At 69.7% G+C, this 26,656-nt stretch carries 25 protein-coding genes; 7 read left to right on the top strand and 18 right to left on the bottom strand.

Annotation, left to right across the window (positions count from 1 at the left end; translation table 11 throughout):
• Positions 1-141: 141 nt before the first annotated feature.
• Positions 142-2,142, top strand: coding sequence for a glycosyltransferase family 2 protein (locus tag ACWFRJ_RS07285; RefSeq protein WP_453525296.1), 2,001 nt, complete (start codon positions 142-144; stop codon positions 2,140-2,142).
• The gene (locus ACWFRJ_RS07280; RefSeq protein WP_453525294.1) at positions 2,139-4,079 is read left to right on the top strand and encodes a galactose oxidase-like domain-containing protein; all 1,941 of its coding nucleotides are present in this window, start codon (positions 2,139-2,141) and stop codon (positions 4,077-4,079) included. The genes ACWFRJ_RS07285 and ACWFRJ_RS07280 overlap by 4 nt, the downstream gene beginning before the upstream one ends.
• A 161-nt stretch (positions 4,080-4,240) precedes the next feature.
• On the opposite strand, the gene ACWFRJ_RS07275 is transcribed toward ACWFRJ_RS07280, so the two are convergent.
• Entirely contained in the window at positions 4,241-5,266 is a 1,026-nt protein-coding gene (locus ACWFRJ_RS07275) for a glycoside hydrolase family 6 protein (protein WP_453525292.1), read from the bottom strand.
• 164 nt (positions 5,267-5,430) lie between these two features.
• Here ACWFRJ_RS07275 and ACWFRJ_RS07270 point away from each other — a divergent pair, with 164 nt between their 5' ends.
• The gene (locus ACWFRJ_RS07270; RefSeq protein WP_453525290.1) at positions 5,431-6,171 is read left to right on the top strand and encodes an ANTAR domain-containing protein; all 741 of its coding nucleotides are present in this window, start codon (positions 5,431-5,433) and stop codon (positions 6,169-6,171) included.
• 510 nt (positions 6,172-6,681) lie between these two features.
• Here ACWFRJ_RS07270 and ACWFRJ_RS07265 read toward each other — a convergent pair.
• The 11 genes from ACWFRJ_RS07265 to ACWFRJ_RS07215 all read right to left on the bottom strand — a co-directional run bounded on the left by ACWFRJ_RS07265 (position 6,682) and on the right by ACWFRJ_RS07215 (position 16,529).
• Positions 6,682-7,347 (bottom strand): class F sortase, encoded by a 666-nt coding sequence (locus tag ACWFRJ_RS07265; RefSeq protein WP_453525288.1) that lies wholly within the window; start codon positions 7,345-7,347, stop codon positions 6,682-6,684.
• Positions 7,348-7,362: 15 nt separating this feature from the next.
• On the bottom strand, positions 7,363-7,911 hold the full coding sequence (locus ACWFRJ_RS07260; protein ID WP_453525286.1) for a hypothetical protein: 549 nt from the start codon (positions 7,909-7,911) through the stop codon (positions 7,363-7,365).
• Positions 7,912-7,994: 83 nt separating this feature from the next.
• The gene (locus tag ACWFRJ_RS07255) at positions 7,995-8,774 is read right to left on the bottom strand and encodes an HAD-IIA family hydrolase (RefSeq protein WP_453525284.1); all 780 of its coding nucleotides are present in this window, start codon (positions 8,772-8,774) and stop codon (positions 7,995-7,997) included.
• A gap of 140 nt (positions 8,775-8,914) precedes the next feature.
• Positions 8,915-10,009, bottom strand: a complete 1,095-nt coding sequence (locus ACWFRJ_RS07250) for a 2-aminoethylphosphonate ABC transporter substrate-binding protein (protein WP_453525282.1) — start codon at positions 10,007-10,009, stop codon at positions 8,915-8,917.
• Between the two features lie 41 nt (positions 10,010-10,050).
• Positions 10,051-10,848: an ABC transporter permease gene (locus tag ACWFRJ_RS07245; RefSeq protein WP_453525280.1), complete on the bottom strand. Its 798-nt coding sequence runs from the start codon at positions 10,846-10,848 to the stop codon at positions 10,051-10,053.
• The gene (locus tag ACWFRJ_RS07240) at positions 10,835-11,722 is read right to left on the bottom strand and encodes a 2-aminoethylphosphonate ABC transporter permease subunit (RefSeq protein ID WP_453525278.1); all 888 of its coding nucleotides are present in this window, start codon (positions 11,720-11,722) and stop codon (positions 10,835-10,837) included. Before ACWFRJ_RS07240 ends, ACWFRJ_RS07245 begins: the two co-directional genes overlap by 14 nt.
• Positions 11,715-12,767 (bottom strand): ABC transporter ATP-binding protein, encoded by a 1,053-nt coding sequence (locus ACWFRJ_RS07235; protein ID WP_453525276.1) that lies wholly within the window; start codon positions 12,765-12,767, stop codon positions 11,715-11,717. Before ACWFRJ_RS07235 ends, ACWFRJ_RS07240 begins: the two co-directional genes overlap by 8 nt.
• On the bottom strand, positions 12,764-13,465 hold the full coding sequence (locus tag ACWFRJ_RS07230; RefSeq protein WP_453525274.1) for a phosphonatase-like hydrolase: 702 nt from the start codon (positions 13,463-13,465) through the stop codon (positions 12,764-12,766). The genes ACWFRJ_RS07235 and ACWFRJ_RS07230 overlap by 4 nt, the downstream gene beginning before the upstream one ends.
• 5 nt (positions 13,466-13,470) lie before the next feature.
• The gene (locus ACWFRJ_RS07225; protein WP_453525272.1) at positions 13,471-14,595 is read right to left on the bottom strand and encodes a TIGR03364 family FAD-dependent oxidoreductase; all 1,125 of its coding nucleotides are present in this window, start codon (positions 14,593-14,595) and stop codon (positions 13,471-13,473) included.
• A gap of 137 nt (positions 14,596-14,732) precedes the next feature.
• Positions 14,733-15,536: a GntR family transcriptional regulator gene (locus ACWFRJ_RS07220; protein ID WP_453525270.1), complete on the bottom strand. Its 804-nt coding sequence runs from the start codon at positions 15,534-15,536 to the stop codon at positions 14,733-14,735.
• Positions 15,537-15,596: 60 nt separating this feature from the next.
• Entirely contained in the window at positions 15,597-16,529 is a 933-nt protein-coding gene (locus ACWFRJ_RS07215; RefSeq protein WP_453525268.1) for an SDR family oxidoreductase, read from the bottom strand.
• A 118-nt stretch (positions 16,530-16,647) separates the two neighbouring features.
• On the opposite strand from ACWFRJ_RS07215, the gene ACWFRJ_RS07210 reads away from it, so the two are divergent.
• Entirely contained in the window at positions 16,648-17,217 is a 570-nt protein-coding gene (locus tag ACWFRJ_RS07210; RefSeq protein ID WP_453525266.1) for a TetR family transcriptional regulator, read from the top strand.
• Between the two features lie 455 nt (positions 17,218-17,672).
• On the opposite strand, the gene ACWFRJ_RS07205 is transcribed toward ACWFRJ_RS07210, so the two are convergent.
• A complete protein-coding gene (locus ACWFRJ_RS07205; protein ID WP_453525264.1) occupies positions 17,673-18,584 on the bottom strand; it encodes a cell wall protein in 912 nt (303 codons plus the stop codon).
• Between the two features lie 272 nt (positions 18,585-18,856).
• The gene (locus ACWFRJ_RS07200; RefSeq protein ID WP_453525262.1) at positions 18,857-20,068 is read right to left on the bottom strand and encodes an ROK family transcriptional regulator; all 1,212 of its coding nucleotides are present in this window, start codon (positions 20,066-20,068) and stop codon (positions 18,857-18,859) included.
• 56 nt (positions 20,069-20,124) lie between these two features.
• On the opposite strand from ACWFRJ_RS07200, the gene ACWFRJ_RS07195 reads away from it, so the two are divergent.
• Together ACWFRJ_RS07195 and ACWFRJ_RS07190 are read left to right on the top strand one after the other, a co-directional pair.
• Positions 20,125-21,231: a Gfo/Idh/MocA family oxidoreductase gene (locus ACWFRJ_RS07195; protein ID WP_453525260.1), complete on the top strand. Its 1,107-nt coding sequence runs from the start codon at positions 20,125-20,127 to the stop codon at positions 21,229-21,231.
• Positions 21,228-21,695 carry a heme-degrading domain-containing protein gene (locus ACWFRJ_RS07190; RefSeq protein ID WP_453525258.1) on the top strand — a complete coding sequence of 156 codons (468 nt, stop codon included), beginning with the start codon at positions 21,228-21,230 and terminating at the stop codon, positions 21,693-21,695. The genes ACWFRJ_RS07195 and ACWFRJ_RS07190 overlap by 4 nt, the downstream gene beginning before the upstream one ends.
• Positions 21,696-21,841: 146 nt before the next feature.
• Here the strand turns inward: ACWFRJ_RS07190 and ACWFRJ_RS07185 are convergent, their stop codons facing one another.
• From ACWFRJ_RS07185 to ACWFRJ_RS07170, 4 genes are all read right to left on the bottom strand, one after another.
• Positions 21,842-22,699: a fumarylacetoacetate hydrolase family protein gene (locus ACWFRJ_RS07185; RefSeq protein ID WP_453525256.1), complete on the bottom strand. Its 858-nt coding sequence runs from the start codon at positions 22,697-22,699 to the stop codon at positions 21,842-21,844.
• A 179-nt stretch (positions 22,700-22,878) separates the two neighbouring features.
• Positions 22,879-23,664, bottom strand: a complete 786-nt coding sequence (locus ACWFRJ_RS07180) for a YidC/Oxa1 family membrane protein insertase (protein ID WP_453527089.1) — start codon at positions 23,662-23,664, stop codon at positions 22,879-22,881.
• Positions 23,665-23,825: 161 nt separating this feature from the next.
• Positions 23,826-24,146, bottom strand: a complete 321-nt coding sequence (locus ACWFRJ_RS07175) for a DUF6412 domain-containing protein (RefSeq protein WP_453525254.1) — start codon at positions 24,144-24,146, stop codon at positions 23,826-23,828.
• An 89-nt stretch (positions 24,147-24,235) separates the two neighbouring features.
• On the bottom strand, positions 24,236-25,060 hold the full coding sequence (locus ACWFRJ_RS07170) for a class E sortase (RefSeq protein ID WP_453527086.1): 825 nt from the start codon (positions 25,058-25,060) through the stop codon (positions 24,236-24,238).
• Between the two features lie 210 nt (positions 25,061-25,270).
• On the opposite strand from ACWFRJ_RS07170, the gene ACWFRJ_RS07165 reads away from it, so the two are divergent.
• Positions 25,271-26,287, top strand: coding sequence for an SEC-C metal-binding domain-containing protein (locus ACWFRJ_RS07165; protein ID WP_453525252.1), 1,017 nt, complete (start codon positions 25,271-25,273; stop codon positions 26,285-26,287).
• The last annotated feature ends 369 nt before the right edge of the window (positions 26,288-26,656 follow it).

Raw genomic sequence — 26,656 nt, 5'->3', positions numbered from 1 at the left:
GGGCATCATGCAACCGGAAGGTAGCCGTTCCATGTCTAAGGGGACGGTGGCCTCTCATTGATGCGTCCGTGAAGGCCGGGGGACCGGGTCGGACGGAAGGACCTACGAACACGCGGGCGACCGCGTGCGGGGGGATGACTCATGACGTCGACGCCGACGGGCGCCCGGCCGAACGACCCGTCAGAGACGACCCAACTGCGGTTGCCGTCGCATCGTACGGGCGGGTTCAGGCGTATCAAGAAGGCGCTGCCGAAGTACGACTACGAGCACTACAGCCGTCTCGCGGGGCCGCTCACGCAGCCTGATCCGAGCAAGCCGTACAAGGTGCAGTACCGCTCGCTGCTCTCGCAGGAGCCGCACCGGATCAGAGCCGCCCTGATGCTGGGCGCGGCGCCGCTGCTCTCCCTTGTGCTGCTCGCCTGGCTGCTGCAGCCGACGCACTGGACCAAGCGGGACTACGTCTCGAACGACTGGCTGCCGACGCTTGACATAGTCATGCTCATATCCATCGGTCTGATCGAGTTCTTCCGCTGCATGAACGTGCTCTCGAACGCGCACGCCACGCTCGTCGCCCGAGACCCGATTCCCGTCGTCCCCGAGACCGGCACCAGAGTCGCCTTCCTCACCTCCTTCGTGCCCGGCAAGGAGCCGCTTGAGATGGTGACGAAGACCCTGGAGGCCGCGGTCCGCATCCGGCACCGTGGCCTGATGCACGTCTGGCTCCTCGACGAGGGCGACGACCCCGCCGTCAAGGAAGTCTGCCTGCGGCTCGGCGTGCACCACTTCTCCCGCAAGGGCGTGGCGAAGTGGAACATGAGCAAGGGCCCGCACCGCGCCAAGACCAAGCACGGCAACTACAACGCCTGGCTCGACGCGCACGGCGACGACTACGACTTCTTCGCATCGGTCGACACCGACCACGTCCCGATGCCCAACTACCTCGAGCGGATGCTCGGCTTCTTCCGCGACGAGAACGTCGGCTTCGTCATCGGCCCGCAGGTCTACGGCAACTACGACAACTTCATCACCAAGGCCGCCGAGTCCCAGCAGTTCCTCTTCCACGCCCTGATCCAGCGCGCCGGCAACGCCTACGGCTCCCCGATGTTCGTCGGCACGAGCAACGCCGTACGCATCAGCGCCCTGAAGCAGATCGGCGGTCTGTACGACTCGATCACCGAGGACATGGCGACGGGCTTCGAGATCCACCGCGCCACGAACCCGCGGACCGGCAAGAAGTGGAAGTCGGTCTACACGCCCGACGTGCTCGCGGTGGGTGAGGGCCCCAACGCCTGGACGGACTTCTTCACGCAGCAGCTGCGGTGGTCGCGGGGAACGTACGAGACCATCCTCAAGCAGTTCTGGAAGGCGCCGTTCTCGCTGCCGCCCGGGCGGCTCTTCAACTACACCATGATGGTCATCTTCTACCCGATGTCCGCCATGAACTGGATCCTGGCCGCGCTCTCCTGCGCGCTGTTCCTCGGCATGGGCGCATCGGGCGTGAACATCGACCCGACGATATGGCTGATGCTGTACGGCAACGCGTCGGCGCTGCAGATCGGCCTCTACATCTGGAACCGCCGCCACAACGTCTCGCCGCACGAGCCCGAGGGCTCGGGCGGTATCGCGGGCATGGTGATGTCGGCCCTCTCCGCGCCGGTCTACGCACGCTCCCTGCTCGACGCCGTGCTGCGCCGCAAGAGCAAGTTCGTGGTGACTCCCAAGGGCGATTCGGCGAGCCCGGACACCCTGTTCGGCACGTTCCGGATCCACCTGTTCTTCATCCTGGTCTTCTGCGGCTCGATGGCCGCCGCGTTCGTGTTCGGCCATGTCCACCCGGCGATGATCACCTGGGCCACGTTCGCCCTGCTGATCACGGCCGCGCCGATCTTCGCGTGGCGGTGGGGCATGCGGCAGGACAAGAAGAAGCGCAAGTCGCAGCACAGGGCAGGTCCTTCGGGTCCGCAGACCGGCCAACACGCGAAGGTTCCGCAGCAGCGCGACGGCTTCGACGCCACAGCGCAGCTGCCGCAGGCGCACGATGCCCCAGAGGCTCCGCAGGCGCCGCACGCCCCGCAGCAGAAACCCAGCTGGGCGGCGAACGACCAGACCATGCAGATCGCCCTTGGGGGACGTAAGAAATGAAAGACCGCTCCAGCCGCCGCCGCGCCCGCCGCATCGCGATAGGCGCGGCGGTGGTCATAGCGCTGGCCGGGATGAACGGCCCGTGGCTGTGGCGCGTGGGTTCGGAGAAGTACCACGACTACAAGATCAACAAGCCGGAGTACAAGGCCGACAACGGCCACTGGCAGGTCGTGAACTTCCCCGAGGAGTACCGCCAGAACACGATCCACGCGGCGCTCCTGCACACCGGCAAGATCCTCCTGGTCGCCGGCTCCGGCAACAACCAGAAGAACTTCGACGCCAAGAAGTTCGACACCCGCCTGTGGGACCCGGTCAAGAACACCATCAAGAAGATCAAGACGCCCGTCGACCTCTTCTGCACCGGCCACACCCAGCTGGCGAACGGCAATCTCCTGATCGCGGGCGGCACCCAGCGCTACGAGAAGCTCAAGGGCGACACCACCAAGGCGGGGGGCCTGATGGTGGTGCACAACGAAGACCCGGACAATCCGATCACGCTGCCGTCGGGCACGAGGTTCACCGGCAAGAAGAACGGCAAAACGTTCGTGTCCAAGGACCCGGTCGTCGTCGAGCGCGCGAAGAAGGTCTTCGACAAGGCGACCGGCGCGTTCGTGCGCAACGAACCGGGCCTCGGCCGGGTGTACGTGGAAGCGCAGAAGAGCGGCACCAAGCACGAGACGGGCACGCAGGACAACTACCGCGTGCAGGGCCTCAAGGGCGCCGCGACGCGCAACACGTACGGCATCGCGCAGAAGCTCGCCCTGGACAAGAAGGACTTCCAGGGGATCAAGGACGCCTTCGAGTTCGACCCGGTCGCCGAGAAGTACATCAAGGTCGACCCGATGAACGAGGCCCGCTGGTACCCCACGCTGACCACGCTCTCGGACGGCAAGGTGCTCAGCCTCTCCGGCCTCGACGAGATCGGCCAGCTGGTCCCGGGCAAGAACGAGCTGTACGACCCCAAGACCAAGAAGTGGACGTACACCAAGCAGGTCCGCCAGTTCCCCACGTACCCCGCCGTCTTCCAGCTGGAGAGCGGCAGGCTCTTCTACTCGGGATCGAACGCGGGCTACGGCCCCGACGACGTCGGCCGCAAGCCCGGCACCTGGGACCTGGACGAGAAGGGCAGCTGGAAGGGGATTCCGGGGCTGAGCGACCCGAAGCTCCTCGAGACCTCCAACACGGTCGAACTGCCGCCCGCACAGGACCAGAAGTACATGGTGGTCGGCGGCGGCGGTGTCGGCGAGTCCAAGAACTCCAGCAAGAAGACCCGCATCGTCGACCTCCTGGACGACAACCCGAAGTTCGAGGACGGCCCCGAGCTCGAGAAGGGCACCCGTTACCCGCAGGCCTCGACCCTGCCCGACGACACGGTGCTCATATCCGGCGGCTCGGAGGACTACCGCGGACGCGGTGACTCGAACATCAAACAGGCGCGGATCTACGACGCCAAGACCGGCAACATGCGGCGGGTCGCGGACCCCGAGGTCGGCCGCAACTACCACTCGGGCTCGATCCTGCTGCCCGACGGCCGCGTGATGTTCTTCGGCTCCGACTCGCTCTACGCCGACAAGGCCAACACCAAGCCCGGCGAGTTCGAGCAGCGCATCGAGATCTACACCCCGCCGTATCTGTACCAGGGGTCGCAGCCCAAGCTCTCCGACGGGCCCAAGGAGATCAAGCGCGGCGGGTCCGGAACGTACAAGACCCAGCACGCCTCGTCCATCAAGACGGCCCGCCTGATCAGGCCGAGCGCCTCGACGCACGTCACCGACATCGACCAGACGTCCGTCGCCCTCGACCTGAAGAAGTCCGCGGACGGGGTCACGGTGACGATTCCCGACAAGCGGAGCCTGGTGGAGTCCGGCTGGTACATGCTCTTCGTCACGGATGATCAGGGCACCCCGAGCAAGGCTCAGTGGGTCCACGTGCCGTAGCTCGCGTGGGCGCGGTGCGGGTGACTGCGCCCCGTAAGGGGCGCGGGGAACGGCGCGAGCAACCACAAGGAAGCCGCAGTCGCAACTGCCGGGATCTCGGCAGTTGCGACTGCGGCTTTTCGCGCGCTGAGCGCGCCGTTCCTCGCGCCCCTAAAGGGGCTCTACTTGGCGGCCTGCGCCAGCTTGAGCGCGTACTCCGGCCACCAGGCCCCCGCCTTGGGCCCACCGCGACAGGTGCCGTCGGACTCACCCGGCCGCTTGATCCAGAGATACGCGTCGACCAGCGGATCGTCCGTCTTGGTGGTGGGCGCCTCACCGAGCGCGCGGCCGGGCGGGTTGCACCAGGTGTCCTCGCCCTTGGTGTAAGGCCCGTTGCCGTTGCGCGCGGTGTCGATGACGAACGGCTTGTTGCCGATCTTCGCCGAGAGCTTCTTGCCGAACTCCGTGCTGGCCTCGGTGGTCTGGAAGTTGGAGACATTGACCGAGAAGCCGTCGGCCTGCTCGACGCCCGACCACTTCAGGGGCTCCCAGAGCGAGTCGGGGTTCTTCCAGCCCGCGTTGCCCGCGTCCAGGTACACCTTGGTGTTCTTCAGGGACTTGAGCTTCGCGATGGCGCCCTTGAGAAGGTCGTACCGCTCCTCGTGGAACTGTTCCGGCGTGCAGTTGTCGACCATGTGGAGGACCGCGTCCGGCTCCAGGATGACCGTGGCACCGCGGTCGCCGATGCCCGTGGCGACCTGGTCGATGAACTTCCTGTACTCGTTGCCGTCGGCCGCGCCGCCGCCCGAGTACTGACCGCAGTCACGGTGCGGGATGTTGTAGAGGACCAACAGGGCGTCCCTGTCGGCCTTCTGGGCGGCCTCGGTGAAGCCGCGTGCCTGATCCTCCGCGTTCTCCGGGATGATCCATTCGGGGACCGGCTGTTCGGCGATCTTGCGGATCAGTTCGGCGTCGTCCTTCTTGCCGTCCTTCTCGTACGAGGCGACCTGCTTGGCGGCGTTGCCCTCGGGGTTGACCCAGTACGGGTCGGATCCCTTCGGCTGCTGCTTGACCGGCTGCCCCGACGTGTCCTTGCCGTCATCGGAGGAGCACCCCGAAAGAAGCAGCGCCGCCCCCGCGAACGCCGCCGCAACCTTCACCCCCCGGGCCGCGATCCGATGACCGGGGCCGGTGTTTTTGTGGTACATCCACTCCCCCTTGGGTGCACTGTCCGATTTCTCAATCCTGACATACGTACTCTCGGCTCACGAGGCCCGCCCGCCCGGGACGGATACCTGTTGGAGAGCTGTTACAGCGCCGCACCCGGGGGTAGACGAGCAGGGCGCGGGGCCGTGCTCATGGGGAGGAGACCATGCGGGATCACACCTCTGCATTACGGCTGGCCCAGGTCCTGGTGGAGACCACGAACACCCTGGACGACGACTTCGATCCGGAGCACTATCTGAGCCGGGTCGCGGGTCATGCCGTGGAGCTTCTCGACGCGTCCGCCGCCGGAGTCGTCTTCGAGGGCAAGGGCGCGCCCGCGGTCGCGGCAGGCGGCCACCCCAGGGAGCTGGCGCTCGCCCTGCTCGCGGTCCAACAGAGCGGCGGCCCCTGCGTGGAGAGCATCGGCACGGGGCTCCCCGTGCCTCCGGTTCAGCTCGCGGCGGCCGAACCCGCGGGCCGCTGGCCGGAGTTCACCTCGCTCGCCCTGCGCCATGGAATCGGAATGACGTACGCGGTACCGCTGCGGCAGCGCGAGACCCTGCTCGGCGCGCTCAACGTCTTCATGCCCGAGACCCCCCGGATCCCGCACAACGACGGTGAGTTGAGCCTGGCACAGACCATCGCCGACGCGGCCGCGGTAGGTCTGCACAACCACCGCGCCTACACGGAGTACCGGATCCTCGCCACACAGCTCCAGGGCGCCCTGACCAGCCGCATACGCATTGAACAGGCCAAAGGCATACTCGCCGAGCGCTGGCACACTGGTGTGGATGAGGCCTTTGAGGCGTTGCGGCATTACGCACGCAGAGAACGCCTGGTCATGGACCTGGTCGCGACGGAAGTGATCAAGGGAACGCTCGACGACTCGGCATTGCGCGGCAGCTGATCCGAATCTCCCCGAAGGTCATTCCGGAAACGCCACCACCTGCGATGATCACGGAGAGAAAGCGGATCACGACTTGGCGTCAAACACCCCCTAGGCTCCAGCGCCCATCCGTTCTAGAGTCGTCCCAACGGCCCAAGCCCCCGGCCTGATTGATCGACCATCCCGCATTGCGGGGTTGGCCACCGAACCTCCCGCGCCGGCGCCGGGTTACTCCCGCAGCTCGTGCGCGCGCGGTCGAGGACCAGCCCGGTCGACGGCTCCGGGGGGAGCGGGCCGCCGACCGGGCCGGGTTGTCCTGACGCAGGCGGACGGACACGGGCACACGGACACGGGCAGAGACGTACACCGTTGACAGTGTCCATGACCAACTGGGACTCTCCGGGACGACACGAGACGGCACAGGACAAACGGCACAGGACGACAAGGGCCCGCCGGGGGTGCCCCCGTGGGCGCGAGCGCGGCGGGAGTGCCCTCGCGCCCGGCGCCACCCCCGGCACCGCCCCACCATCCCTACGAGCCGACCCCGGTGAGGTAGGCGGACACCACCACGTTCGCCGAGTACGTCTTGGTCGCCCGGTCGAACGTGCCGCCGCAGGTGATCAGGCGGAGTTCGGCACGGCCCTCCTGGTGGGGGCCGTACGCCTTCTTCGCGTCGAAGCGGTCCCGGCTGAGGACCTGCACGTCGTCCACGGTGAACTCCGCGACCGAGCCGTCGTCCCGGGTCACCCGGACCTTCTCGCCCGGGCGCACCGCGCTGAGGTCGTAGAAGACAGCGGGGCGCGTCTCGGTGTCGACATGGCCCACGAACAGGGACGTGCCCGCCGCACCGGGGCGCGTACCGCCGCCGTACCAGCCGACGGAGCTCGCCTGCGCGAAGGGCGGCGGATCGATGGCACCGTCCTGATCGAGCCCACGCGTGATCACGGGAGCCCGCACCTTCAGCGAGGGGACATCGACGCGCTGCGGCTTCGCGGCACCCAACGGCTCGTGCGCGTCCGGGAGTTCGACACCGAACGGGCGGCCCACCGCGGCGACGTCACCGTTCGTGGGCTCCGAGACACCGCCGCGCACGTCGGTGAGGTCACTGCCCCACAGCCAGAGCCCCACAAGGAGCAGCGCCCAGGCGACCCCGGTGAGGAATCGCCCGTGCCCAGCCGGTTTCTCATGGCCCGACATCTCGGTCGTCGCCCGTCACTCGGAGCGGCGCCGGCGGACACTGCGGAACGCCACGGCCACGGCCGCCACCCCGGCGAGCACCAGGCCGATCACCGCGTGCCGGGTGCCGGGACCCGCCTCCTGGGCGTGCGCGGCCAGCTGCGCTGTGCCGCCGCCGCCCGCGTGGACCGGCGAGACGGGGGTGGCGTGGTGCTGGACGACCTCCACGGAGCCCGCGCGCTGGTGGGGGTGGCCGTCGCAGTCGACGGTGACCTCGTACGAGCCGGAGACGCCGTTCCTGATCCTGGCGGAGCCGTTCAGCGAGTACTTGTCGCCGTCCCTGCCCGTGAGCTTGGCGTCCCCCTCGAACGCCCCGGACCCCGCGGACCCGGTCGTGCCGTCACAGCCCGTGACGCTGATCTCCACCTCGGCACCGGCCGCGGTGCTCGACGGGGAGATCGTGGCATGCACTTTGCCCTCGTCATGGGCGTACGCGGGTGCTGTGGCGGCGACGGGAAGCGTGGCGAGTACAGCCGCCCCGGCTATACCAGCTATGCCACGCAGGGTGAGTGAACCTCTACGCATCGTGAACCTCCTGTTTCGAGGTTCACGCGCGGCGACACGTCACGCCTCCCGTGTGCGGCAAACGGGTGGCGCCACGGAGGCGGTCAGACCCGGTCGACGAGGTCCGCGATCGAGTCCACGACGTTGGAGGGCCTGAACGGGTACTGGTCGATGTCGTTCCGGGTGGTCAGGCCCGTGAGGACCAGGAAGGTCTCCATTCCGGCCTCGAGACCGGCGAGGACGTCCGTGTCCATGCGGTCGCCGATCATGGCGCTGGTCTCGGAGTGCGCCCCGATGGCGTTGAGCCCGGTCCGCATCATCAAGGGGTTCGGCTTGCCCGCGAAGTACGGGGTCCGCTTCGTGGCCTTGGTGATCAGCGCGGCGACGGCGCCCGTGGCGGGCAGCGGCCCCTCCGTGGAAGGCCCGGTCTCGTCCGGGTTCGTGCAGATGAAGCGGGCCCCGCCGTTGATGAGACGTACGGCCTTGGTCATGGCCTCGAAGGAGTACGTACGGGTCTCGCCGAGCACCACGTAGTCCGGGTCGTGGTCGGTCAGGACGTACCCGATGTCGTGCAGGGCGGTGGTGAGCCCCGCCTCGCCGATCACGTACGCCGTGCCGCCGGGACGCTGGTCGTCCAGGAACTTCGCGGTGGCGAGCGCCGAGGTCCAGATGTTCTCGACGGGCACTTCGAGGCCCATGCGGGTGAGGCGGGCCTGGAGGTCGCGGGCGGTGTAGATCGAGTTGTTCGTCAGGACCAGGAAGGGCTTCCCGGACTCCCGGAGCCTCTTGATGAAGGCGTCGGCGCCGGGAATCGGCACGCCCTCGTGGATGAGCACGCCGTCCATGTCGGTGAGCCACGATTCGATGGGCTTGCGCTCTGCCATGGGGTGCACTCCTGCGGTCTGCGATATACGGGTGAGCTGAGAGGCGCCGGGACAGCTCTGTGCCGACGGCCCTCAGCCTAATCAGGATGCGGTGATCGCGAACCCCCTCGATCACCCCTCGATCACCGCGCGATCGTCCGTCAGCTTCCCGTGGCCGACTTCCAGTCCTCGACGTACGTCTGGAGGTTCTTGGAGATGTCGGACCAGTCGGGCTCGAAGATCTCGACCCCGTCGATGATTCCGTCGAGCGCGACCGCGTTGGCGTCGGTGGCCTTGATGTCCTTGCGCGCGGCGAAGCCGCCGCCGATCTCGCTGACCTGCTGCTGGGCCTTCTGGCTGAGCAGATAGTCGAGGAACTTCTTGGCGTTGGCGGAGTGCGGGGCCTTGTCGACCAGGCCTGCCGCGTAGGGCAGGGCGAAGGTGGTGGGCTTGCCACCCTCCTTGGCGCCCTCCTTCGCGGGGAACCAGATGCCGAGGTTCGGCATGTCCTTGGACTGGGCGTGGTTCATCTGGACGTCGCCGTTGGCGGCGAGGAGTTCGCCCTTGTCGACCTTGGGCGCGAGCTTGCCGGTGGAGGCGGACGGACCGACGTTGTTCGTCTGCAGCTTCTTCAGGTAATCCATGGCGGGCTTCTTGCCGCCGAAGTCGTGCATGGCCTTGATGAGCACGGCGGTGCCGTCGCCCGCGACGCCGGGCGTGGAGTACTGGACCTTGTCCTTGTACGAGGCGTCGGTGAGGTCCTCCCAGGTCTTGGGCGCCTTGCCGCCGCTGAGCTCCTTCTTGTTGTAGATGAAGCCGAAGTAGTTGTTCACGACGGAGGTCCACTTGCCGTCGGTGGCCTTGTCGGCGCCGTCGACCTGGGCGGAACCCTCGGGCTTGTAGGCCTGGAGCAGGCCCTTCTCGTCGGCCTGCTGGATGAACGGCGGCAGGGTGATGATGACGTCGGCCTGCGTGTTGGACTTCTCGCGGACGGCACGCTGCACCATCTCGCCCGAGCCGCCCTCGACGTAGTTCACCTTGATGCCGGTCTTCTTCTCGAAGTCCTTGAAGACCTGGTCGTACCAGCCGTCGCCGTTCTCGCCCTTGAGGCCGTCGGCGCTGTAGACGGTGACTTCCTTCGCGTCGGACGCGGAGGAGTCGCCGCCGCACGCGGTGAGGGATCCGGCGAGGACGAGACTGCCGGAGATGGCGGCGAGCGTGCGGGTGCGGGGGTGGATGCGGGGGCGGCGCGACATGACGTTTCGTGCTCCTTCGGGGGTTCGGGGAGGGTTCGGGTTCAGCGATAGGAGGCGCGGGTGCGGATGCGGGAGACGCCGAAGAGGACGAGCAGCGTCGCCGCCATCAGGACCGCGGCGACGGCAGCGCCGGTGAAGAGGGAGCCGCGGTCGGTGGCCGCGTAGATCTGCACGGGAAGCGGCATCCAGTCCGGCGGGTAGAGCATCATCGTGGCGCTCAACTCGCCCATGGAGAGCGCGAAGCAGAGGCCCGCGGCCGCGGTGAGCGACGGCAGCAGGAGGGGCAGCTTCACCTTCCACAGGACGTACGCGGGCCGGGCGCCGAGCGACGCGGCGGCCTGTTCGTACGCCGGGTCGAGTCGGACGATGGCAGCGGAGACCGACTGGTAGGCGAACGCGGTGACAAGAATGGTGTGCGCGAGGATCACGATCCAGCGCGTGCCGTTGAGGATCATCGGCGGCTTGCTGAACGCGACGAGGATCGCGAGCCCGACGACGACGGAGGGAACGGCCACCGGCAGCATGAAGAGGGTGTCGAGGACGCGCTTCCCTCCCCTCTTCAGCGAGGCCGCGGCGAGCGCGGCCCAGGACCCGACGGCCAGTGCGATCAGGCTGGCGCTGACGGCGGTGACCAGGCTGGTGGTGAGCGCCTTGAGGGAGTCCCCGCGGGTGGCGGACGCGTAGTGCTCCGTGGTGAATCCGGAGGGGAAGGCGCCGGACCACTGCGAGGAGAACGAGGCGGCCAGGATCACGAGGAGGGGAAGCGCGAAGAGGGGCAGGAAGAGGACGAAGAAGAGAACCCAGGTGGCCCACTTCCCCTTGCGGCTATGCACCAACACGACGGCTCACCACCCGGTAGAGGCTGTAAAGGCCCACGGAGATCGCGATGTTGACCACGGCGACGACGCAGGCGGCCGGATAGTCGGATTCGAGAATGGCCTTGCTGTAGACGAGCATGGGAAGGGTCGTGACCCCTTTCGCCCCGGTGAAGAGGACGATCCCGAACTCGTTCAGACACATGACGAGTACGAGGCTGCCGCCCGCGGCGAGTGCGGGCAGCGCCTCGGGCAGGATGACCCGCCGGACGATACGGGCGGGCTTCGCCCCGAGGCTCGACGCGACTTCCAGCTGCGCGGTGTCGATCTGCGAGAACGCGGCGAGCAGGGGGCGCATCACGAAGGGCGTGAAGTACGTGATCTCGGCGAGGAGAACGCCCCACGGGGTGGTGAGGAACTGGAACGGTCCGTCGGCGGCGCCGGTGGCGTCCGTCCACATCCCGTTGGCCATTCCCTTGGTTCCGTAGAGGAACAGCAGGGCCAGGGTGATGAGGAAGGACGGGAAGGAGAGGAAGACGTCGATGAACCTGGCGACGGCTTTCCCTCCGGGGAACGGCACGAAGGCGATGACAAGCGCGAGCACGAACCCGAGCACGAGACACCCGACCGTGGCCCCGACGGCCAGCCACACGGTGGTCCCGAGCGCCTCCCGGAACGCTTCGGACGCGAAGACGTCGGAGTACGGCTGGAGGGAGGTCCCTCCGGTATCGGGCTGAACGGACTGCTGGACGACGAGGGCGAGGGGGTAGAGAAAGACGAGGGCGAGGGCTGCGACGGGGGGCAGGGCCCATACCCAGCCCGGTACCTTCAAAGGCAGCTTGTTCTCCCGCGCGGGTGCGGGTGCGGGCGCGGGCGCGGTAAGCGATTCGCTAGCCATCGGTCACCCCCGCGGACAGCAGCACCGCGTCCTCGGGCGCAAAGTGCAGCGTGACCTCGTCACCGATAACCGGCGGAGTCCGAAGCTCCCGAAGGTCCGCCTTCACCCGCTGCCCGGCGACATCGACGTACAGCCGATGAGTGGCCCCCCGCCACTGCACCTCGGCAACGCTGCCCGTCAGGGCATTGGGCCCATCCCCCAGACCGACCAGATGCGGCCGCACGCACAACGTGGCGGTGGCGCCCCGAGCCGCCTCCCCCGTATCGACCTTCAAATCCGCCCCGCCGAAGGCGACGTCCCCCGACCCGACGGTCACCGGCAACAAATTCGCATTGCCTACAAAGGAAGCCGTGAACTCGGTCCGAGGCGCCCGATAGAGCTCCTGCGGCGTCCCGCAGTCCCGCAACCGCGCCTTGTCCATGACGGCTATGCGATCCGCCAGAGTCAGCGCCTCGACCTGGTCATGGGTGACGTACAGAATAGAGACGTCGGGCAACTCCCGGTGCAGCCGGGCAAGTTCCCCCAGCATCCCCGACCGCAACTGCGCGTCCAGCGCGGAAAGCGGCTCATCGAGCAGCAGCACCCCCGGCCGGATGGCCAACGCCCGCGCGATGGCGACCCGTTGCTGCTGCCCTCCGGAAAGCTCCCGGGGGAAGCGTTCGGCGTACGAGGCCATCCCCGTCATTTCCAGCGCCTCGGCGACCCGACCCGGAATCTCGGACTTGGGCACCTTCTGCGCCTTCATGCCGAAGGCGACATTGTCCGCGACCCGCATGTGCGGAAAGAGCGCGTACTGCTGGACGACCATGCCGATCCCCCGCTGGTGCGGCGGCAGGCCGGTGACATCGCGCTCCCCGATGAAAACCCGCCCGGAAACGGGCCGCACGAACCCGGCGACGGCCCGCAGCGCGGTCGTCTTGCCCGAGCCCGACGGGCCGAGCAGGGCCATGACCTCGCCGGGCTCGACGGTCAGGTCGAACGAGTCGAGGACGGTGTTCTTGCCGTAGGCGACAGAGACGCTCTCGAAGCGAATGCCGCTGCTCATCCCTCGACACCCCTGAGCACAGCGGGCAGTTCGGCGACGGACCCGAGCACGTGCGTGGCCCCCGCGCCTCGCAACGCCCCGTCGTCGTGCGCCCCCGTCAGCACCCCGGCGACGACCGAGGCTCCGGAACGTACGCCGCTGAGCATGTCGTACGCCGTGTCGCCCGCGACGGCGATCTCCCGCACCCCGTCCACGGCCGCCGTCCGCAGGAAGGCGCTCAGCACCATGTCCGGGTACGGCCGCCCCCGGCCCCCCGCGTCGGCGGGGCACAGCGTCAGCTCGACCAGGTCACGCCACCCCAGCGCGTCGAGAATGGCGTCCTGTGTGACGCGGGCGAACCCGGTGGTGAGCACCACGGTGCGCCCCTCGCCCCGCAGTTCCTCGATGGCCTCCCGGGCCCCGGGGATCGGCGCGATCCGACCGCCGTCGACGAGCTCCCCGTACGCCTTCTCGAAAGCCACGTTGGCCCGCTGGGCGAGCGCCTCCTCCCCGAACAGATGCCGGAAGACGGAGATCTTGGACTCGCCCATGGTGGCGCGTACGTAGTCCAGCTTCTCGGCGTGGTCGGCGGAGTCCGGCTCGACGCCCAGTTCCCGCGCGGCGGCGGAGAAGGCGAGCTCCACGAGCCCGCCGTCCGCGACGGTGGTACCGGCCATGTCGAGGACGACAAGCCCACACCGCGTGTCCAACTCCTGCATCTCCCTCACCATCCCAACTCGTCGGCGGTCTTCTCTGCGATCGCGGGCGAGCACGTCATGCCGCGCCCGCCGGGCCCGGTGACCAGCCACACGCCCTCGCGCACCTGCTGTCGGTGCACGACGCGGGTCGTGTCGACGCACTGCGCGTACACCCCGGCCCAGCGCCGCCTGATCCTCGGCAGCGGGCGCCCCAGGAAGCCTTCGACGACCTCGGTCAGGTGGTCGTAGGGGTCTTCGAGGGTGTCGAAGGCGAAGGGATGCTCGTACTCGTGGGTGTCGCCGATGGTCAGGCCGCCGTCCTCGCGCTGGACCATGAGCAGCTGCATCTTGTGCGCGGCGGCGGTCGGCGCCTGCGGCTGCCCCGCGTTGAGCGCGTCGAGGGCGTCCGACTTGTACGCCGGGTAGTAGCGGAAGCTGTCCGCGTCGGCGACGGAGGTGGTGAGCGCCTCGCCGAGGGGCTCGGTCTGCATCATCTGCAGGCGCACGCGGCGCACGGGCAGGTCGGGTCCGGCCAGCTCGCGGACGAGGCCGCCGAGCCAGGCGCCGGTGGCGAGCACGACGACATCACCGGTGTGTACGTCGCCGTGGTCGTCCCGCACCGCGTTCTCACCGACGACTTCGCGCACTTCGCGGCCGGGCAGGAAGGTGTAGCGGGGCGACGCCAGCAAGGCCTCGCGCAGCCTGAGTTGAGCGACGCGCGGCTCCACGGCCGCGTCCCGCTCGCACCACAGACCGGCGACGAAGTCACCGCGCAGCGCCGGGTTGAGAGCGCGTGCCTCGGCGGCGTCGAGCAGCTTGTAGCCGCGGGCCGCCGCGTCGGGGCGGGCGAGGGCGGCTTCGGCCACCGCGCGCTCGCGCTCATTGCGTACGAGGGTGAGGGAGCCGTTGGCCCGGAAGCCGATGCCCTCCACCCTCGTGCCTATCTCCTCCCACAGCTCACGGGCCCGCAGGGCGGTGTCCAGCTCCTCGCCCCCGGCGCGCCCGCTCACCCATATCTGCCCGAAATTGCGCAGCGAGGCTCCACGGGCCTCGCTCTCGCGCTCGATCTGTACGACCTCGTGGCCGCGTTCCACTGCGTGCCAGGCGTGCATGGTTCCCACCACGCCGGCTCCTACGACGATGACTCTCACGGCGGCAACGCTCCTGGGGGAGGGTGACCCGCCGCGGTCCTGTCGGCAACGGGACGGTGAACTGCCACCCAAGGTTGGCCTAGACCCGTTATGTTTCTGTTATAACTGGCGATTGTTTCTGTAGCGGGAGCTGGAGTTCAGCCGCCGCCGTTGCCCAGGTGCGTGGTGAAGGAGAACCGGTCGCCCCGGTAGAGGGTGCGGACCCGCTCGAGGGGGTTGCCGGATGTGTCGCGTGAGACGCGGTGGATCAGGAGCATGGGCAGCGCGGGCGGGGTGCCGATCAGGAGGGCCTCGCGGGGAGTGGCGAGGACGGTCTCGATGCGTTCGTCGGCGTCCCCGAAGGAGATGCCGAGCCGGTCGCGCAGGTAGGCGTAGAAGGAGGAGTCGGGCTCGAAGTCCCGGTCGAGGGCGGGGGCGCGGGCCACGGAGACGTACGTGCTCTCGAGCCCCACCCGCTCCTCATCGGCGAGCAGTACGCGCTCCATGTGCCAGACGGGTTCCCCCTGTTCGGCCCCGATCTCGGCGGCGAGGGCCTCGGGGGCGGGGAAGCGGTCGAGGGAGATGAGGTGTCGTCCCGGGGTACGTCCTTGGCGCCGTACGCCTTCCGTGTAGCTGGCGAGCGACAGCGGCTGCTCCAGTTTGGGGCCCGCGACGACCGTGCCGCGCCCCTGCCTGCGCAGCCGCCCTTCGAGCAGCAGATCGCGCAGCGCCTGCCGCACGGTCTCGCGCGCGACCTCGTACCGCACGGCGAGATCCCGCTCGGTGGGCAGCGTCTGCCCGTCCCCCAACTCCTCTATCAGGTCGGCGATCTTGGCCTTCACCGCGTAGTACTTCGGGATGCGGCCGTGCTCGGGGATGCCGGAGCGGATGGGGGCGCCGGGGGCCTGGTCGAGCAGGTGCGCGGGAGGGTGCGGGGGGTGGGGCGGGTTCGGGTTGTCCACCCGGGGATGTTCGCAGACGTACGTGAACCCTGGCCGGGCAGCGCCCGGCCAGGACGTCGATCACGCGGACGGGCTGCGGAAGTGCCCGCCGAAGTAGTGCCCCTTGTCGAGATCCTCGATGAGCCCCGGCCGCGTCGGCCGCCACCCCATCAGCTCGCGGGTCAGCGCGCTGGAAGCGGGCTGGTCGGGCGCGAGGATGGCGGCCAGCCAGGAGAAGTGCGCTGCCGCGTCATCGGGCGCGACGGAGACCACCGGCAGGTCCAGGTGGCGGCCGATGACCTCGGCGATGTCGCGGATCGGTACGCCCTCGTCGGCGACGGCGTGCAGCATCGACCCGGCGGGGGCCTTCTCCAGCGCGAGGCGGAACAGGTGCGCGGAATCGAGACGGTGCACGGCGGGCCAGCGGGCGGCCCCGTCGCCGATGTAGCCGGAGACGCCCTTGTCGCGGGCGATCTGGACCAGCATCGCGATGAAGCCGGTGTCCCCTTCCCCGTGGTTGGTCCGAGGGAGGCCGACGACGGAGGAACGGACGCCTCGGGAGGCGAGGGAGAGCACCCACGCGGCGGTGGCGAGCCTGGCCTGCAACCCCTCGGCGGCCGGGTCGGGATCGAGCCCGTCCCGCTCGGTCGCCACGCGGCCGGGCACATGGGGCGTACCGGAGGCGATGACGAACGGCCGGTCGGACCCCGCGAGCGCCTCACCCATGGCCTCTACGGCGCGGCGGTCCGCGCCGGTGGCGCCCGCGGGGTCCCCCGAGAAGGCGATGTCGTGCTTGAAGGCGAGGTGGATCACGCCGTCCGCATCGGCGGACGCACCGCGCAGGGCGTCCAGGTCATCAAGAGTGCCGCGGACCACGTCGGCCCCGGCCTCGGTGAGAGCGGCGGCGGAGGCGTCCGAGCGGGCGAGGCCGGCGACCTGATGGCCCGCGCCGATGAGTTCCGGAACGACGGCGGAGCCGATCCAGCCGGAAGCGCCGGTGACGAAAACACGCATGGGAATCCTCCGAGCGATGGGTGCAGATGGTCGGCGGTCGGCACCGACAGCCGATGTCAGTGACTGTCATCGACAGTACACCTGATGTCAGTCACTGTCATGCCGTAGGATCCTCGGCATGGGTCGATGGGAGCCGAACGCGCGCGGGCGCCTCGAACAGGCAGCGCTGGAGCTCTACAGCGAGCGCGGCTTCGAACAGACCACGGTGAAGGAGATCGCCAAGCTGGCGGGCCTCACGGAGCGCACGTTCTTCCGGCACTTCACGGACAAGCGCGAGGTCCTGTTCCCGGAGTCGAACCCCCTGCGGGACGTCCTGGTCGACGCGCTCGACGGCGTCCCTGATTCCGTGCCGCCGATCGACGCCGTCGCCGCGGCTCTGGACACCATCGGCGAGCTGATGCGGGAGCGCCGCGGACTCGCCGTCCAGCGTCAGGCCGTCATCGCGGCCAACGCCGAGCTCCAGGAACGCGAACTGGTCAAACTCGCCTCGCTCTCATCGGCGCTCACCGACGCGTTGCGCCGACGCGGGGTGGCGGACCCGGCTGCGGGTCTGGCCGCGGAGGCGGGGATCGCCGTCTTCAAGATCGCGTTCGAGCGCTGGATCAGCGAGACCGAACAGCGGGGCTTGTCGCACCTCATCCGGGATTCACTCGACGAACTCAAGGCTGTGACTGCGGGCGGGGCGTGACTGCGGGCGGGGCTGTGACGCGGGCGGGGCATGACCCCGGGCGGGCTGTGACTGCGGGCAGGGCGCGACTCCGGGCGGGGCTGTGACGCGGGCGGGGCGTGACCCCGGGCGGGCTGTGACTGCGGGCAGGGCGTGACCCCGGGCGGGGCTGTGACGCGGGCAGGGCGTGACCCCGGCAGGCGGCGACGCGGGCACGGCGCGACTGCGGGCGGGCAGCAATGCGGGCGGGGCATGACCCCGGGCGGGCTGTGACTGCGGGCAGGGCGCGACTCCGGGCGGGGCTGTGGCGCGGGCAGGGCGTGACCCCGGGCGGGGCTGTGACGCGGGCACGGCGCGACTCCGGGCAGGGCAGCGACGCGGGCAAGGCGCGACGCAGGCAAGGCGCGGCTCCGGCAGGCTGCGACGCAGGCGAGGCGTGACTCCGGGCAGGTGAGGGCAGGTAGGGCGCGGCGGGTTCAACGCCGCCGGGCTGCGGACCGCAGGCGTCGGGCCCCCACGAAGAGACCCCACCCCCCGGCGAAGAGAACTCCGGCGACAGCCCCGACGCCGAGCAGGGCGCGGGGCCCTGTCGCGGCCAGTTCATCGGCGTACGACGATCCCCCGGCGTCGTACCGCTCCTGCCCTCCGCCACCACTCCCGCTACCACCACCGTCGGCGCCGCTCTCGCCCACGCCTCCGTCCACACCGCCGTCCCCGTCGCCACCTCCACCGCCGCCACTGTCACTGTCACTATCGCGCTCGCTGTCGCTCTCACTGTCGACGGCGAACACATAGTCGTTGGACTCGCCCACCCAGTCGCCGTCGTCGTCGCGGCGCTGGACGACCGCGGCGGAGATCACGGCGCGCTCGGACCGGGCCTCGGAGGTGAAGGAGAGGCGGATCTTGACGGAGCGGGTCTTCCCCGCCTTGACCGTGAACCCGGGGAATCCGCCGTCGAAGACGCCGACGTTCTCGTCCCGGTCGGTCCGCTCGATCCTCACGGGACGCCAGCGCGTGCCGTCGTGGAACTCCAACTGGATCTGCCGGGGCCGCAGCTGACGCTCCTTGTCGACGATGACGACGACAGGGTGAATGTCGGCGCAGCTGCCACGGGTGGAGTTGGCCAGCTTGAGGGACCAGTTCCGGTAGCCGCCCCCGGCCTCGTAGGTGGCGGGCCCGCCTCGGATCCGCGTCCCGATGGGGAAGCCTTCGCCGTCGGGGGCGGAGCAGACGGGGGGCTGGGCCGCCTGAGGCCATTGCACGGGCGCCGCCGGGCCGCTCTCCGGCACTCCGTACGCGGCAACCGCCGGCCCCGCCCCGATCACCCCGGACGCGAGAGCGGCGGCAGCGGCGGTGACGCCGGAGGCGAGGGAGCGGCGGAGTCGCATATAGGGCCTTTGCTGAGCGCGGGGCGGGCGGGAGCGGGAGCGGGAGCCGGGGGCTGGGGCGAGGGCCATAAGACACTGGTCGGCCGCGACCCTGCCACGCCCGCACGAGCTCACGGGGCCCGCCACAGCCCCGTACCGCCGACTGGACCGCGCAAGTCACTCCTATCAGCTGACTTTCCGTTAAATGCGGCTGGCAGGGCGGATGGTGAGGCGGCTACTGGCGTGGACCGACCCGGAAGACCCCCTCTACCCCCGCCCCTTGTCCCCGCCCGCTACCCCCGCCCACCCTGAAACGCCACATCCGCCGCCCGCCCGAAGAGCGGTGCGAGTACCAGTTGCGCGGCGCCCTCCGCGACCCCCCGGTCACCCCCGGACGCGACGGCGACCGGGACTTCCGTGTCTCCGCCGCCCCGCCGGGCGCGTGCGGTGACGACGGCGCCCACTCCTCGTACGAAGCGCTCCTCGTCGGCGAGGACGGCCCGACCGCCGAGCAGTACGAGGTCGATGTCGAGCAGGCTGACCAGGTTGCCCGCCCCCGCTCCGAGGACCCGCGCCGCCTCGTCGAGGTCCCCGCGCGCGACCGCCGCCAGGCACAGCGCCTCGATGCAGCCGCGGTCGCCGCACCCGCATTCCGGACCGTCCAGCTGGATCACCTGGTGGCCGAACTCGCCCGCCCCAGTCCGCGCACCCCGGTAGAGACCGCCGCCTAGGACGAGTCCCGCGCCGAGACCCGTACCGAGGTGCAGATACGCGAAGGACTCCGCGACGCCGCCCAGCGCGAGGCCGAGCGCGGCGGCGTTCGTGTCCTTGTCCACGACCACCGGCAGCCCAAGACCGAGCCGCCCGGCGAACGCGTCCCGCAGCGGGAACCCGTCCCACGCGGGAAACCCGGTCACACGGTGCAGAACCCCGTCGGAGTGGTCGAGCGGCCCGGGCAGCGCGACCCCGATACCGAGCAGCCCCGGCCCCGGCGTCGGCGTCGCGCCGTCGCCCCGGTCGAGGCCCCCGGCCAGCGACCGCACCGCCCCCACCGCCACGTCGACCACGGCCTCCGCACCATCGCCGAACTCCAGCGGCGCCCGGCGTTCCGCGACCACGTGGCCCGTCAGGTCGGCCAGGACCGCCGTGAGTTCATCGCGGTCGAGGTGCAGGCCGACCGCGTGACCGGCGTCCGGTACGAGCCGCAGCAGCGTGCGCGGCTTGCCGCCCGTGGACGCGCGGCGGCCCGCCTCCGCCGCGAGCCCCTCCGTACGCAGCCGCGCGGTGATCTTGCTGACGGCCTGCGGCGTGAGCCCGGTGCGCTCGGCGATTTCGAGGCGGCTTATGCCGGCCTGGCCCGCCGTGCGCAGCAGGTCGAGCACGAGGGCGGCGTTGTGCCCGCGCAGCGCGAGCAGGTTCGCCCCGGCGCCCGCCCTGCCGCCACCGCTGCCGCTCCCACTCCCGCTCCCTCTACCGTCATCGGCCCTCGCATCAGTCCTGTTCACACCCCCATTGTCGCGCGCGCTTGCGCTTTGGCAACACCGTTGCTTAAGTGGAACGCATGACTGGTACAGGCTCAGGCGCCCCCGGACCTCACGGCTCCCCTCTACGCGTAGCCCTCATCGGATACGGCCTCGCGGGCTCCGTCTTCCACGCCCCGCTGATCGCCGCCACCGAGGGCCTCGTCCTCGACACGATCGTCACGTCGAACCCCGAGCGGCAGGCGCAGGCCCGCGCCGAGTTCGGTGACGAGCTGCGCTTCGCCGCGTCGGCCGACGACCTCTGGGTCCGCGCGGACGAGCTCGACCTGGTGGTGATCGCCTCCCCGAACAAGACGCACGTCGCGCTCGCGACCGCCGCCCTCAAGGCGGGCCTCCCGGTCGTCGTGGACAAGCCGATCGCGGGCACGGCCGCCGAGGCCCGCGAGCTCGCCGCGCTCGCCGACGACCGCGGCCTCCTCCTCTCCGTCTTCCAGAACCGCCGCTGGGACAACGACTTCCGCACTCTCCAGAAGCTCATCGCGGACGGCGAGCTCGGCGACGTATGGCGCTTCGAGTCCCGCTTCGAGCGGTGGCGTCCGCAACTCAAGGGCGGCTGGCGCGAGTCCGGGAACCCCGAAGAGATCGGAGGTCTCCTGTACGACCTCGGGGCACACGTCGTCGATCAGGCGCTCGTGCTCTTCGGCCCCGCCCAGACCGTGTACGCCGAGTCCGACGTCCGCCGCCCAGGCGCCGAGGCCGACGACGACACGTTCATCGCGATCACGCACCTGGGCGGCGTCCGCTCGCACCTCTACATGAGCGCCACCACCGCCCAGCTCGGCCCGCGCTTCCGCGCGCTCGGCTCGGCGGCGGGCTACGTGAAGTACGGCCTCGACCCGCAGGAAGCCGCACTCCGCGACGGCAAGCGACCCGCGACCGAGGACAGTTGGGGCGAGGAGCTCGAGTGCATGTGGGGCCGCGTCGGCTCCGGCGAGTCCCCGCTGACCGGCGGCGGCAACCCGATCCGGACGCTGCCGGGCGACTACCCCGCGTACTACGCGGCCGTGGCCGCGGCGCTCCAGGGCACCGGCCAGAACCCCGTGTCCGCGTACGAGGCAGCGTCGGCCCTCGACGTCCTGGAGGCGGCACGCCGCTCGGCCCGCGACGGTGTGACGGTGGTCGTATGACGAGCCCCGCGCCCCTCACCGTAGAGGAGCTCGAGACCCAGGAACTCCGCCTGGTGCTCGCCCACTTCACGTACGAGGACGCCTGGGCACTCGGCACGCTCCTGGTCGAAATGGCCCGCGAGCGCCAGGCCCCTGTAGCCATCGACATCACCCGCGGCGGCCAGCAGCTCTTCCACGCGGCCCTGCCCGGATCGACTCCGGACAACGACGCCTGGATCGCCCGCAAGCGCCGCGTCGTCGAGCGCTACGGCTGCTCGTCGTTCCTGGTCGGCACGCGTTTCCGTGCCAAGGGCACGACGTTCGAGGACTCCTCGCGCCTGGACCCGGACGTGTACGCGGCGCACGGCGGCGCGTTCCCGATCGCGGTGCGGGGCGCGGGCGTGATCGGCACGGTGGTGGTCTCGGGACTTCCGCAGGCGGCGGACCACGCGCTGGTGGTGGAGGCGCTGGAGCGATTCGTGTAGGCGAGTCCCGAGGAGCGCCCCGAAGGGGCGCGGGGAACTGCACGACCAGCCACGACGCGCCCGCGGAGGGCGCAGGCGGAGGACCCCCTCCGCCTGCGCGCCACCCAGGGCGCACGGCGGGTCAGCCGCGCCCCCGCCCCGAAGGGCTACGCGTCCTTGAGTTCCTGACGCTGCTTGCCGAGCCCCTCGATCTCCAGCTCCACCACATCACCGGCCCGCAGGTACGGCTTCGGCTCGGGGTGTCCCATGGCCACCCCCGCCGGCGTACCGGTGTTGATGACGTCGCCCGGGTACAGCGTCATGAAGTGGCTTACGTAGCGCACCACTTCCGCCACCGGGAAGATCTGCTGGGCCGTGGTCCCGTCCTGCTTCAGCTCACCGTTGACCCAGAGCTTCAGGGACAGCGCCTGCGGGTCGGGCACCTCGTCCTTCGTCACGAGCCACGGGCCGAGCGGGTTGAACGTCTCGCAGTTCTTGCCCTTGTCCCAGGTGCCGCCGCGCTCGATCTGGAACTCGCGCTCCGAGACGTCGTGCGACACCGCGTACCCGGCGACGTGCGCGAGCGCCTCCGCGTCGGACTCCAGGTAGCGCGCGGTGCGCCCGATGACGATCGCGAGCTCGACCTCCCAGTCGGTCTTGACCGACTTGCGCGGCACGAGGACGGTGTCGTCGGGACCCACCACCGTGTCCGCCGCCTTGAAGAAGATGACGGGCTCGGCGGGCGGCGTGGCCCCGGTCTCGGCCGCGTGGTCGTGGTAGTTCAGCCCGATACACACGACCTTGCCGATCCGGCCCACCGGCGGCCCGACCCGCAGCCCTTGGGCGTCGAGCGCGGGCAGCTCGCCCGAATCGGCGGCGGCCCTGATCCGGTCGAGGGCGGCCGCGTCGGCGAGCAGCGCCCCGTCGATGTCCGTGACGGTCCCCGACAGGTCCCGCAACGTGCCTTCGGCATCGAGCAGCGCCGGGCGCTCGGCCCCCGCCGTACCGACTCGCAGCAGCTTCATGGTCAATCTCCCTTGGTCGAGTCGCGCCCGCGTCCTGACCGCCGCGTGGGTCGCGGCCATCGGAGGTTTGGAAGATCCTCCAATCTCGCGGTCCACTCCGCAAGACCCTGTTCACAGACCGGACCGTTACCCGGCAGTAGCCGATATCCGGGAGTAGCCGTTATCCGGCAGTAGCCCCGTTATCCGGGGGTAGCAGCCAGCGCCCCGGCGCCGTACGGCATGTCCCGGTAGAGCACGGCGCGCTCGACCGCGCTCCAGGTCGTACTGGTGACCACGTACAGCGCGGCGGCCAGCGGCACGAAGGCGACGGTGAACAGCGTCATGAAGGACATGAACGGCATGATCTTGGTCATCGCACCCATGCCGGGCATCTGCTGCACGTCACCGGAGCCGCCGCCAGAGCTACCGGCGGCGGGCGCGGCCATCGCCATCTGCTTCTTCGCACGCCGGAAGTTGAAGGTCGCGACGGCGGCCACGATCACGAAGAGCCCGATGTAGACGAGCCCCTGCGCCCCGAAGACCCCGCCGTCGGAGAGCGCGTCCTTCCACCGCCCGCCGAGGGGCGCGGCGAAGAGCTTGTGACCGAGCAGCGCGTTGGCTTCCCCGCCGATGCTCGAGTTGGAGAAGAGGTGGTAGAGCAGGAAGAACGCCGGAAGCTGGAAGAGACTGGGGAAGCACCCGGAGAGCGGCGAGACCTTCTCCGCGCGGTGCAGCTCAAGAACCGCCTTCTGGAGCTTCTCGGGGTTCTTGGAGTGCTTCTTGCGCAACTCGGCGATCTGCGGCGACAGCTTGGCGCGCGCCTTCTGGCCACGGGCCGAGGCCCGCGACAGGGGGTGGACGAGGAGTCGTACGCACGCGGTGAACAGCACGATGGCGGCGGCCGTCGCGGAGGCGTGGAAGAGCGGCTCGAGCAGGTCGGCGATGGAGGCGACCAGATCGGCGAACAGGGACATGAAATCGGACAGGAAGCCGGGCATGGAGAAGCCCTCCGGGGGTCTCGTCGTACCGAGGAAGAGAGAAAAGAACTCATGTCGGCGTGACGGCCCGCGAGGGGTCAAGAGCCCGGGAGGACTCTCGATCAGTCGCTAGAGGTGCGGCTAGAGGTGCGGAAAGAAGTGCAGGTCCCCTACGCGGCCGTCATGACGAGACGGCCCGGTGCTCGGGGCCTCCTGCGCCCGGAGGCGTCGGGATCGCGCTGCGGCAGGAACGCCGTGCGCTTCTCGCGGTCGCGGATGGCGGTACGCACCCTAGTGCGCGGCACTGCGGGAGCGCAGCGCGCGGCGAGCACGGAGCAGACGGCGAGTGCGGAACCCGCGGCGGCGGTCGCGGCGAGCGCGACGGCGGCGGTGAGGCTGCTCGCGTCGAGGAGGACGACCTCGACGAGGAGGAAGAGGAGAAGGCCGGTGGGACGGAGGGCGGCTTTCCAGCCGCAGATCATGTCCTGCATCGCTTCTCGCCCCCTCTCTCCCTGCGTACTGCCGCTATATCGCGTACTGCCGTTATACAGGATCCGTCTCGACGGCCGTAGGGGTCGCCCTACCGGGGCCGCATGGACCGCAGCTTCCCCCACACGATGAGCCGGTACTTCGAGGTGTACTCGGGGGTGCAGGTGGTGAGGGTGATGTAGTACCCGGGGGAGTCGTACCCGTGCCCGGCTTTCACGAGGCTGCGGGGCACGGCCCGGATGACGCCGCTGTCACGGGCGGAGGTCTGGGCGAGCGTCTTGTCGACGACGTACGTATAGACGGCCTTCCGGGTCTCGACGACGACCTCGTCACCACCACGAAGCCGATTGATGTGGCGAAAGGGCTCGCCATGGGTGTTGCGATGCCCGGCGAGCGCGAAGTTCCCGCCCTGACCGGGCTGGGCGGTACGCGGATAATGCCCGACGTATCCCTTATTGAGTACGGCGCTCTTGCTGACCCCTTCGGCGACGGGCACCCGTATCCCGATGCGCGGGACGCGCAGGACGGCGTAGGCCTGGTCCCAGCGGGGTGCGGGGGCGGTGACGGGTTGCTGCCGCCGGGCGGGTTTCTGACCAGAGGTTTCACCGCCACCTGAGTCGCGCGACTCGGACCCGGCGCCGGGGAGGTCAGCGGGAGCTGACGCCCTCCCCCGCCCTTCATCCCCCTCCCCCTCCCCCTCCCCCTGCCACTCGCGCTCCAGGGCGTGGACCTTGCGCTCGGCGCCTTCGCGGGCCTGCCGGTTGGTCCACCAGAGCTGATGGACGACGAGGAGCAACAACACGACCCCGCAAGTGACGGCGACTTCGGCGCCGCCCCACACAAGACGAGCACCCCTCCCCCGTCCCGACCCCGGCTCCCACCCCCGCCGCCGCCGACCACGACGCCCATGCACCACAACAACAGGAACCTGTTCCGCCCGCTCCCGCACGTAGGCACCTCCGCTACCAAGAGGGCGGCAGGTTAAGCGCAAGCCCGCGAACAATCCATGCCGCCCGCATACCGGCGACACGGCCGAAGCCCCAAAAAAGATCGGGCCGCCCTGATCTGCCCTGATCTGCACGGCAACCCTGCTGCAACGCCCCCACTCGGCAGTACGGTGTCCCGTATGCGCCCCGACACGCCTGCCGACCACATCGCCGAAGCCGAGCGCCTGGAGCGGACCGCCGGCTTGTACCCCGAGGACACCGAGCACCTGCTGCTCCAAGCCGCGGCCCACCTGGAACTGGCGGGCGAACGCGACCGCGCGACCACGCTCTACGACCGCCTACTGGCCCCGGACGCCCCCCAGCCGGCGTCGGCCCCGACCCTCATCCGAGCCTTGAAGGCCTCGAACCTCTGGGAGTACGGCCACGAGGCGGAGGCAAGGGCGATCATCGACGGCGTACGGGCGGCGGCCCCGCGCGACCCGGCCCCGTGGGTGATCGCGGCGGAGTCCCTGGAATCGCACGACGAACTGAGTCAAGCGCAGGAGACTTTCACGCAGGCGCTGGAACTCCTGCTCCCCCCGGGCTCCGGCGGCACCCCGTCCTACGAACAGCGCCCGCTGCTGTTCGGCCGCCACCGGGTACGCCGCTTGCTGGGCGCGACCCACGACGAGTGGGACGCGCTGGCGGACCAGATCTCGACGTCCCCCGTCCCCCTGGACGAGCTGCACGACCCCAAACGAATCTGGTCCCTGGGCTCGGACAACCCGGTAGAACTCCGCGCGGAAATCTCCCGCATCCAGGCGGAGTTGGGCTCGTACAGGGAGGCCCTGTCCCGCCCGTTCCCGGTGGCGGTCCTGCACTGGCCGTCAACGGAACTGGAAGAACTCCTGACGGCGTACCCACCCCTGGAATCCGAATACCCCTCGCACGAGGCGCACTTGTCGACCATAGAGTCCTCCTTGCGCGAACTCTCCGCCTCGGGCACCCCCAACTTGGGCATCGTCACGGGCACGGTCCCGTCCTACGAGGCCTTCGCAGCCTCAGAGGGCGCCCAACCGACGGACGCCTCACTACTACCGCAGTACGCGACGACGCTGGCCGCGCGGGGGCGGGCAGTGGGGTGGCCGCCGGAGGCGGGGGCGGCTTGTTGGTGTGGGTCGGGCACCTCATACGCCGAGTGCCACGGAAGGCCGTAGCGGCGCTGCATGTCGCCGGGATCTCAGCCCCCGCGGGGCCTGTCAACGTCCTTGACCAGGCCCCGGTCTCTTTCCACACTCCCGCCCCATTTGAAACGTCTGTGCGATATCATTGAAGTGGAAAATTTAGAACTGCAGAGCCGTTGCCTCCTGCTGCCGCAGAGGCCGTTTCGCGCTCCAGAGGAACACGACGGCCATGCCTGATGCGCCCCGCCTGCTGGTGCCATGAAGACGTCACCAACTGCGCACAGGCTTGCCGACCTAAAGGCTTCCTTGGTCTCGGGCGCACAACCCCACGGGTGAGTCCGGGCGGTTCGCACCCCGGATAGTGCCGAGCGCGCTTTTCGCGGAGTCAGGAATTTATGGCTC

Source organism: Streptomyces sp. NPDC055239 (assembly GCF_053606205.1).
Note: the sequence above shows the minus strand (reverse complement) of the source record. Positions and strands in the feature narration are given on the sequence as shown.